Consider the following 9024-nt stretch of genomic DNA (forward strand, 5'->3'; position numbering starts at 1 on the left):
CCAGCAGAGGCTGCGGGAAGATGCCGAGTACCAGGGTGGCAGCCGCGGTGGCGGCGATGACGGTGGTGGTGAGGGTCGGGTAGACGAGCGTCGGCGGGTCCTCCGGCGGGTCGGTGAAGAACATGAGCACGATGACGCGGACGTAGAAGAACGCCGCCACCGCGCTGGTGACCACGCCGACGATGACCAGCGGGGTGGCTCCGCCCGACGCCGCCGCCTCGAAGACCGCGAACTTGCTGATGAAACCGCTGGTGAGCGGGATGCCCGCGAAGGAGAGCAGGAACAGCGCGAAGATCGAGGCCAGCCAGGGGGAGCGGCGGCCGAGCCCGGCCCAAGCGGACAGCGTGGTCGCCTCGTCGCCGTTGCGGTCGCGGATCAGGGTCACCACGGCGAAGGCTCCGATGGTGCCCAGGCCGTAGGCGGCCAGGTAGAACAGCACCGACGAGATACCCGCGGTGTTCGCCGCCACCAGCGCCGTGAGGATGAAGCCCGCGTGCGCGACCGACGAGTAGGCGAGCATGCGCTTCATATCGGTCTGGGTGATGGCCAGTACCGCGCCCACGATCATGGTCGCGATGGCGACGGCCGCGAGGATGGGCCGCCAGTCGTCCCGCAGCCCGGGCACCCCGACGTACAGCACGCGCAGCAGCGCGCCCACCGCGGCGATCTTGGTGGCTGCGGCCATGAAGCCGGTGACCGGAGTAGGCGCGCCCTGGTAGACGTCCGGCACCCAGGACTGGAACGGCACCGCGCCGATCTTGAACAGCAGGCCGACCGCCAGCATGGCCACGCCGAGAATGGCGAGCGTGCGCTCACCGCCGTCGCGCGAGATCGCCTCGGCGATGCCGGACAGGCGCACACTGCCCGCGTAGCCGTACAGCAGGGCCATGCCGTACAGGAAGAACGCCGACGAGAACGCCCCCAGCAGGAAATACTTCAGCGCCGCTTCCTGGGAGAGCAGACGCCGCCGCCGGGCCAGCCCACACAGCAGGTACAGCGGCAGCGACAGCACCTCGAGCGCCACGAACATGGTGAGCAGGTCGTTCGAGGCCGGGAAGAGCATGAGCCCGCCCACCGCGAACATGGCCAGCGGGAACACCTCGGTGGTGGCGACACCGGCCCGCGCGGCCGCGAGTTCGTCGCTGCTGCCGGGAGTGGCGGCGGCCTGCGGGGTGAAGGCGTCCACGCCCTGGGACGCGGCCAGGCTCCAGGTGCCGGGGCCTTCCCGGCGCACCGGATTCCGGTCGGCGCGCCGCTCGGCGAGCAGCAGCAGGCCGAGGATGGACACCACCAGGATCGTGCCCTGGAGGAACAGTGTCACCCCGTCGATGGCGACCGCGCCGACCACGGCGGTGGTCTCGGTGCCGCGCAGTCCGATGACCGCGCCGAGCGCCACCGCCAGACCGCCGAGGCCGAGCGCCAGATGTGTTCCGTATCGAAACCGCCTGGGCAGGAACGCTTCCACCAGCACCATCACCACGGCCACGCCGAAGACGATGAGCATGGGGGACAGGTCCCGGTACTCGATGCTGGGCGCGGGGACGGCCGCGGCGAGCCGCGCTTCGGATACCGCGGTGAGCCGCGCATCGGATACCGCGGCGAGCAGCGAATCAGGTACCGCTGCGAAAAGGGGAGTACCGCTCACTTGTGTGCACCTCCGCTGTGCGTGGATTCGGTCGCGGCCTCGGGCTGCACGGCCGGTGCCGGATCCTGCTTTCCGATGGTGGTGAGCGTGCGCGCCACGGCCGGGTCGATGGCGTCCAGCGCCGGTTTCGGGTACGCCCCCAGGAAGATCAGCGCCCCGATCAACGGCACCACCACCGCGAGTTCACGCGGCAGCAGGTCGTAGATCTTGTCGCTGCCCTCCTTCACCGGCCCGGTCATCATGCGCTGGTACATCCACAGCACGTACAGCGCGGCGAGCACCAGTGCGCTGGCGGCGAAGACGGCCGCGACCGGGTAGCGCGTGAAAGTGCCGACGAGCACCAGGAATTCGCTGACGAACGGCGCCAGTCCGGGCAGCGACAGGGTGGCCAGTCCGGCGATGAAGAACGTTCCGGCCATGATCGGCGCGACCTTCTGCACCCCGCCGTAGTCGGCGATGACGCGGGTGCCCCGGCGCGACACCAGGAATCCGGCGATGAGGAACAGCGCCGCCGTCGAGATGCCGTGGTTGACCATGTACAGCGTCGCCCCGGATCCGGCCTGGCTGGTCATGGCGAAGATGCCCAGGATGATGAAGCCGAAGTGCGAGATCGAGGTGTAGGCGATGAGCCGCATGACATCGGTCTGCCCGATGGCCAGCAGGGCCCCGTAGATGATGCCGATGACCGCGAGCACACTGATGATCGGCGCGTAATCCGATGCGGCGGTGGGGAACAGCAGCAGGCAGTAGCGCAGCATGCCGAAGGTGCCGACCTTGTCGACGACCGCCATCATGAGCACCGCGCTGGCGGGGGTGGCGGCCACGGCGGCATCGGGCAGCCAGGTGTGCAGCGGCCACAGCGGGGCTTTCACCGCGAAGGCGAACATGAAGCCGAGGAAGATGGCGTTGAGCACCGCCGGTCCGGCCCCGAGCTGTCCGGTGTTGGCGGCCTCCATGACGGCCCGGAAGTCGAAGGTGCCGTTCTCGCCGCCGATGCCCTCGCGCACGGTGAGCACGTACAGCCCGATCACCGCAGCCAGCATGATCAGCCCACCGAACAGGTTGTACAGCAGGAATTTCACCGCCGCCCGGGAGCGCTGCTGCCGCAGTGCCACATCGGTGATGCGCGGCCCGAATCCGCCGATGAGGAAGTACATCGGGATGAGCATCACTTCGAAGAACACGTAGAACAGCAGGATGTCCAGGGCCGTGAAGGACACCAGCACCATGGCCTCGACCACCAGGGTGAGCGCCATGTAGTAGTGCGTCACCCGGGGTCCGCTGCCCACCGCGCGTTCGTCGTTCCATCCGGCGAGGATGAGCAGCGGCACCAATCCGGCGGTGAGCAGCACCAGCACCAGGGCGATGCCGTCCATGCCGACGGTGTATCCGGCCCCGAAAGCCGGTATCCACTCGTGTGATTCGACGAATTGGAAGTGCTCACCACCGGGCACGAACCGGGTGGCGAGCCAGATCCCGATGCCGAGGGTGCCGAGCGAGACGAGCAGCGCCCAGGCGCGGGCGGCGGTGCGCCAGGCTCCGGGTATCAGCAGGGTGAGCGCGGCACCGGCGAGCGGTGTCACCCACAGCGTTGTCAGCCAAGGAAACTCGCTCACAGGTACCTCACCGCCAGCAGGGCGGCGGCCACCAGGGCCGCGCCGGTGAACATGGACAGGGCGTAGGACCGCACGAATCCGGTTTGCGCGCGCCGGATTCGAGCCGACAGGCCACCGATGACGGCGGCGGTGGTGTTGACCAGGCCGTCGATCCCGCGATTGTCGACGAAGACCAGCGAACGGGTCAGGTGCTGGCCCGGCCGCATGAACGCGGCCTCGTTGACGGTGTCGTGGTAGAGATCGCGGCGCGCGGCCACGGTGAGCGCGTTGCCCGCGGGGGCGAGCACCGGGATCTCTCGTGTGGCGTACTGGTCGTAGGCCACCCACACACCCGCCGCGACCACCGCGAGGGCGAAGAAGGTGATCATCCAGATCGGCAGCACGGGTTCACCGTGATGCGATCCGACCACCGGCGCGAGCCAATTCTGCAGTGATGAACCGAAAGCCAGCATCGCGCCCGAGGCGACCGAGCCAAGCGCCAGCAGGATCATCGGCCCGGTCATGCTCACCGGCGCTTCGTGCGGGTGCGCGTCTTCGTGCCAGCGCTTCTCGCCGAAGAAGGTGAGCAGCATGACGCGGGTCATGTAGAAGGCGGTGACGCCCGCGCCGACCAGCGCCGCGATACCGGTCACCCAGCCGCCCCAGCCGCCGTAGGCGAAGGCCGATTCGATGATGCGGTCCTTGGAGAAGAAGCCCGCGAACGGCGGCACCCCGATGATCGCCAGGTACCCGAGTCCGAAGGTGATGTAGGTGATCGGCAGGATCTTGCGCAGGCCGCCGTAGCGACGCATATCGGTTTCGTCGTTCATGGCGTGCATGACCGATCCGGCTCCGAGGAACAGCCCGGCCTTGAAGAAGCCGTGCGTCAGCAGGTGCATGATGGCCGCGGCGTAACCGACCGGCCCCAATCCCGCCGCCAGCACCATGTAGCCGATCTGACTCATGGTGGAGGCGGCCAGGGCCTTCTTGATGTCGTCCTTGGCGCAGCCGATGATCGCGCCGTAGAGCAGCGTCACCGCACCGACCGCCATCACCGCGGCCTGCGCGCCGGGTGCCAGGTCGAAGATGGCGTTGGATCGGGCGATCAGGTACACACCGGCGGTGACCATGGTGGCCGCGTGGATGAGCGCGGACACCGGGGTCGGGCCCTCCATGGCGTCCCCGAGCCAGGATTGCAGCGGCACCTGCGCGGATTTGCCGCACGCGCCCAGCAGGAGCAGCAGGCCGATGGCGGTGAGGGTGCCCTCGCCCGCCGCCGACGCGGCCCCGAACACGGTCTGGAAGTCCACGCTGCCGAAGGTCGCGAACATGATCATGAGCGCGATGGCGAGGCCGATATCGCCGACCCGGTTGACCACGAACGCCTTCTTGGCGGCGGTCGCGGCCGACGGCTTGTGGTACCAGAAGCCGATCAGCAGATAGGAGGCGAGGCCGACGCCCTCCCAGCCCAGATACAGCACCAGGTAGTTGTCGGCGAGCACCAGCACCAGCATGGCGGCGAGGAAGAGGTTCAGGTAGGCGAAGAACCGCCGCCGCCCAGGATCGCCGTTCATGTAGCCGACCGAGTAGAGGTGGATGAGCGATCCCACTCCGGTGATGAGAAGTGCGAAGCACATCGACAGCTGGTCGAGTTGCAGGGCGAAGTCGACATTCAGCCCGGTGACCGGCACCCAGCTGAAGAAGGCGTGGTGCACGGCACGGTCGCCGTCGGCGCGGCCGAGCATTTCCACGAACGCCCACGCGGCGACGCCGAACGAACCCAGCGCCATGAGGGTGCCGACCCAGTGGCCCCACCTGTCGCTGAATCGTCCGGCCAACAGCAGGAATACGGCACCGGCCAGCGGCAGTGCGGGCAGCAGCCACAGCGTCATCGTCTGCGTATCCATATCAGTACCGCAGCAGATTCGCGTCGTCGACCGAGGTCGAGCGGCGGGCACGGAAGATGGTCATGATGATCGCCAGGCCCACCACGACCTCGGCGGCGGCGACCACCATGGTGAAGAAGGCGAACACCTGCCCGTCGAGATTGCCGTGCTGGCGGGCGAAGGTGACGAAGGCCAGATTCACCGCGTTGAGCATCAGCTCGATGCACATGAACACCACGATGGCGTTGCGCCGCACCAGCACACCGGCCGCGCCGATGGTGAACAGTAGTGCGGACAGATACAGGTAGTTGTCCGGATTCACCGCGTGCCTTCCTCGTCCGAACTGTCGGAGTGGTTGTGGCCGTTGCCGTTCCCGTTGCTGACCGAGAGCGCGGCGGCTTCGTTGTGGGCGCGCCGTCGGCGGTGCCGCAGGATGGTGCTGACCGACTGCTCCTCGAAGGAGCCGTCGGGCAGCCGGGCCGGGGTGTCGACGGCGTTGTGGCGGGCGTACACACCGGGCGTGGGCAGCGGCGTGACCCGCGTGCCGTCCCGGAATCGCTGCTTGGACAGTTCGCGCTGATCGGTGCGCGGCCCGAACTTCTCGCGGTGCGCCAGTACCATCGCACCGATGGTGGCGGTGATCAGCAGTGCGCCGGTGAGTTCGAACGCCCACACGTACCGCACGAAGATCAGTTCCGCGAGCTGGGCGACGGTGTAGTCCCCGCCCAGTCCCGGTCCGGTGGCGGCCACGCTGGTCTCGTTCATGCCGCGCGAGATGGCGGCCATGAGCAGCAGCCCGAACCCGAGTCCGACCACGATCACGGCGATCCGGTGGCCGCGCAGGGTCTCCCGCAGCGACTCGGCCGAGTCCACGCCGACCAGCATGAGCACGAACAGGAACAGCATCATGACCGCACCGGTGTAGACGACGATCTGCACCACGCCCAGGAACAGCGCGTCCTGGGCGATGTAGAACACCGACAGGGTGATCATGGTGGCGGCCAGGCACAGTGCCGAGTGCACCGCCTTGCGGGCGCACACCATGCCGAGCGCCCCGGCCACCGCGACGACGGCGAGAATCCAGAACATCACGGCCTCACCGGTGGTGGTGCGGGTGATGATCGGTTCCGCCTGGGCGAGCAGAGCACTCATCGCGCCTCTCCTTCCGCGCCGACCGCCGCGGGCGTGCGGGGCTCGGATTCGGTTGTCGCGCCGGGCACCTCACCCCGGTAGTAGGAGCCCTCGTCCGCGCCCGGGTACATGGCGTGCGGCGGGGCGAGCATGCCCTGTCGCAGCGGGGCGAGCAGATCCTGCTTCTCGAAGATGAGGTCGGCGCGATTGTCGTCGGCGAGCTCGTAATCGTTGGTCATGGTGAGCGCCCGGGTGGGGCACGCCTCCACACACAGACCGCAGCCGATGCAGCGCAGATAGTTGATCTGGTACACGCGGCCGTAGCGCTCGCCGGGGGAGAAGCGTTCGTCCACGGTATTGTCCGCGCCCTCCACGAAGATGGCGTCGGCCGGGCAGGCCCAGGCGCACAGTTCGCAGCCGATGCACTTCTCCAGGCCGTCCGGATGCCGGTTGAGCTGGTGGCGTCCGTGGTAGCGGGGCGCGGTGGGCACCTTCACTTCCGGGTACAGCTCGGTATTCGGCTTCTTGAACATGGTGGAGAAGGTGACCCAGAATCCGGCGAGTGGTTCCAGTAGACCGGGTTTGGCGGCGCGGGCGCCGGTATCGGTCGGCATGGGCGGCACCGGGAAGTCCGAGTACATGCGGGTGGCGTCGGGATCGGGTGCGGCGGCGGCGCGGTCGTCGCCCGCGTGCCCGGCCCGCAGCACCAGTCCGATGAGCACGATGGCGACCACGATGCCGCCGATGACCATGCCGGGGGTCTGCACGTTCATGCCCTCGAGCTGGAGCACCCGCAGCGTGGCCACGAACATGACCCAGGCCAGCGACACCGGGATGAGCAGCTTCCAGCCCAGATTCATGAACTGGTCGTAGCGCAGTCGCGGCAGGGTGCCGCGCAGCCAGATGAACACGAACAGGAACGTCCACACCTTGGCGGTGAACCACAGCATGGGCCACCAGCCGGAGTTCGCGCCCTCCCACAGGCTGATCGGGAACGGTGCGTGCCAGCCGCCGAAGAACAGCGTGGTGGCCAGCGCCGACACCGTCGCCATATTGATGTACTCGGCCATCATGAACATGGCGAACTTGAGCGAGGAGTACTCGGTGTGGAAGCCGCCCACCAGTTCGCCCTCGGCCTCGGGGAGGTCGAAGGGCGCGCGGTTGGTCTCGCCGACCATGGAGACCGCGTAGATGAGGAAGGACGGCAGCAGCAGGAAGACGTACCAGGTGCCGTACTGGGCGTCCACGATGCCGGAGGTGGACATGGTGCCCGCGAGCAGGAACACCGCCGCGAAGCACAGCGCCATGGCGATCTCGTAGGAGATCACCTGGGCGGTGGAGCGCAGCCCGCCCAGCAGCGGGTAGGTGGACCCGGACGCCCAGCCCGCCAACACGATTCCGTACACGCCGACCGAGGCCATGGCCAGCACGTAGAGCACCGCCACCGGCATATCGGTGAGCTGCAACTGCGTGGTCTCGCCGAAGATGCTGACCTCGGGCCCGAACGGGATCACCGCGAACGCCATGACCGCCGGGATCAGCGAGATGACCGGCGCGAGCACGAAGATCGGCTTGTCCACGATGGCCGGGATGATGTCCTCCTTGAGGAGCATCTTCACGCCGTCGGCGATGGACTGGAGCGTGCCGCGCGGGCCGACCCGATTGGGGCCGACGCGCATCTGCATGAACGCCACGATCTTTCGTTCCGCGTACACCGCCAGCATGGGGGTGAGCAGCAGGAAGACGAAGATGCCGAGGGATTTGACCAGCACCAGCCACCAGGGGTCGTGGCCGAAGACACCCAGGGGGCTCGCGTCAGGCCCGGAGGCGGCAGCTTGCGTAACCACGGAGGGCCCCGCGAGCGCCCACATCGAACTCAGCTCACTCACGGTGGTCCTCCCGTCGGATGCGCACCAGGTGGCCGGGTGTCGTGCCGAGCTGCACGAGCACATCGGACCCGGGCGAGTTCATGGGCAGCCACACCACGCGATCCGGCATATCGGTGATCACCAGCGGGAGGGTGATGTGGCCGTGGTCGGTGCCTGCGGTGACCGGATCGCCGGTGGTGGCACCGATCTCGGCGGCGGTGTGCGGGGACAGGCGCACCACGGGGGTGCGGGCGGTCCCGGCCAGATTGGGTTCGCCGTCCTGGAGACGACCCCGGTCGACGAGCATGCGCCAGCCCGCCAGGACGGCGGTGCCGGAGGAGGGCTGCGGTATCGGATGCGGCCGGTGCACGGGGGCCGCGGCGGCCGGTCCGGACCAGATGCCGAGATCGGCGAGTTCGGCGCGGGCGTGGGCGGCATCGGGTACGCCGAGATCGATACCCAGTTCCGCCGCAATGGCATTCAGCACCCGGTGCTCGGGCAGCGGGGCCGCCTCGCGGCGCACGGTGGCGTCGCGCAGTGCGGCCTCGAACGGCCGGTGGCGGCCCTCCCAGGTGAGGAAGGTACCGGCCTTCTCCATGGCGGAGGCCACGGGGAACACCACGTCGGCGCGGCCGGTGATATCGCTGTGCCGCAGTTCCAGACTGATCACGAAGCGGGCGGAGTCGATGGCGGCCAGCGCGGCGTGCGGATCGGGCAGGTCGCCGACCTCCACTCCGCCGACCACCAGCGCACCGAGTGTCGGTGCGGCGGCGAGGATTCCGGCGGTGTCGCGGCCGGGGACGGCCGGGAGGTCGTCGATGTTCCAGGCGTCGCGCACCTCGTGTCGGGCCTGCGGATCGGCGACCGGTCGGCCGCCGGGCAGCAGTACCGGCAGGGCT

The 9024-nt window shown here is 68.5% G+C and carries 7 protein-coding genes and 1 pseudogene; all 8 read right to left on the reverse strand.

Annotated features, from left to right (window positions below):
* The coding region (gene nuoN, locus QK444_RS26185; protein WP_282784671.1) for an NADH-quinone oxidoreductase subunit NuoN at window positions 1-1504 on the reverse strand (1504 nt) is incomplete at its 3' end.
* Between the two features lie 137 nt (window positions 1505-1641).
* Entirely contained in the window at window positions 1642-3261 is a 1620-nt protein-coding gene (locus QK444_RS26190) for an NADH-quinone oxidoreductase subunit M (RefSeq protein ID WP_282784665.1), read from the reverse strand.
* Complete coding sequence (gene nuoL / locus QK444_RS26195) at window positions 3258-5132, reverse strand: NADH-quinone oxidoreductase subunit L (protein ID WP_282784673.1); 1875 nt, start codon at window positions 5130-5132, stop codon at window positions 3258-3260. Before nuoL ends, QK444_RS26190 begins: the two co-directional genes overlap by 4 nt.
* Before the next feature lie 16 nt (window positions 5133-5148).
* Window positions 5149-5448: an NADH-quinone oxidoreductase subunit NuoK gene (nuoK, locus tag QK444_RS26200; protein WP_029927508.1), complete on the reverse strand. Its 300-nt coding sequence runs from the start codon at window positions 5446-5448 to the stop codon at window positions 5149-5151.
* Window positions 5445-6278 (reverse strand): NADH-quinone oxidoreductase subunit J, encoded by an 834-nt coding sequence (locus QK444_RS26205; protein WP_039813840.1) that lies wholly within the window; start codon window positions 6276-6278, stop codon window positions 5445-5447. The genes nuoK and QK444_RS26205 overlap by 4 nt, the downstream gene beginning before the upstream one ends.
* Window positions 6275-6871: an NADH-quinone oxidoreductase subunit NuoI gene (nuoI, locus tag QK444_RS26210; protein ID WP_282784675.1), complete on the reverse strand. Its 597-nt coding sequence runs from the start codon at window positions 6869-6871 to the stop codon at window positions 6275-6277. Before nuoI ends, QK444_RS26205 begins: the two co-directional genes overlap by 4 nt.
* Window positions 6857-8128 (reverse strand): annotated as a pseudogene (nuoH, locus tag QK444_RS26215) (NADH-quinone oxidoreductase subunit NuoH); the annotation flags it as partial. The gene nuoI and the pseudogene nuoH, both read right to left, overlap by 15 nt.
* 10 nt (window positions 8129-8138) lie before the next feature.
* On the reverse strand, window positions 8139-9024 hold an 886-nt coding region (locus QK444_RS26220), incomplete at its 5' end, for a molybdopterin dinucleotide binding domain-containing protein (RefSeq protein ID WP_282784669.1).

This window comes from Nocardia sp. CC201C (genome assembly GCF_030010695.1).
In the GTDB taxonomy this organism is placed as follows: Bacteria; Actinomycetota; Actinomycetes; order Mycobacteriales; family Mycobacteriaceae; genus Nocardia; species Nocardia otitidiscaviarum.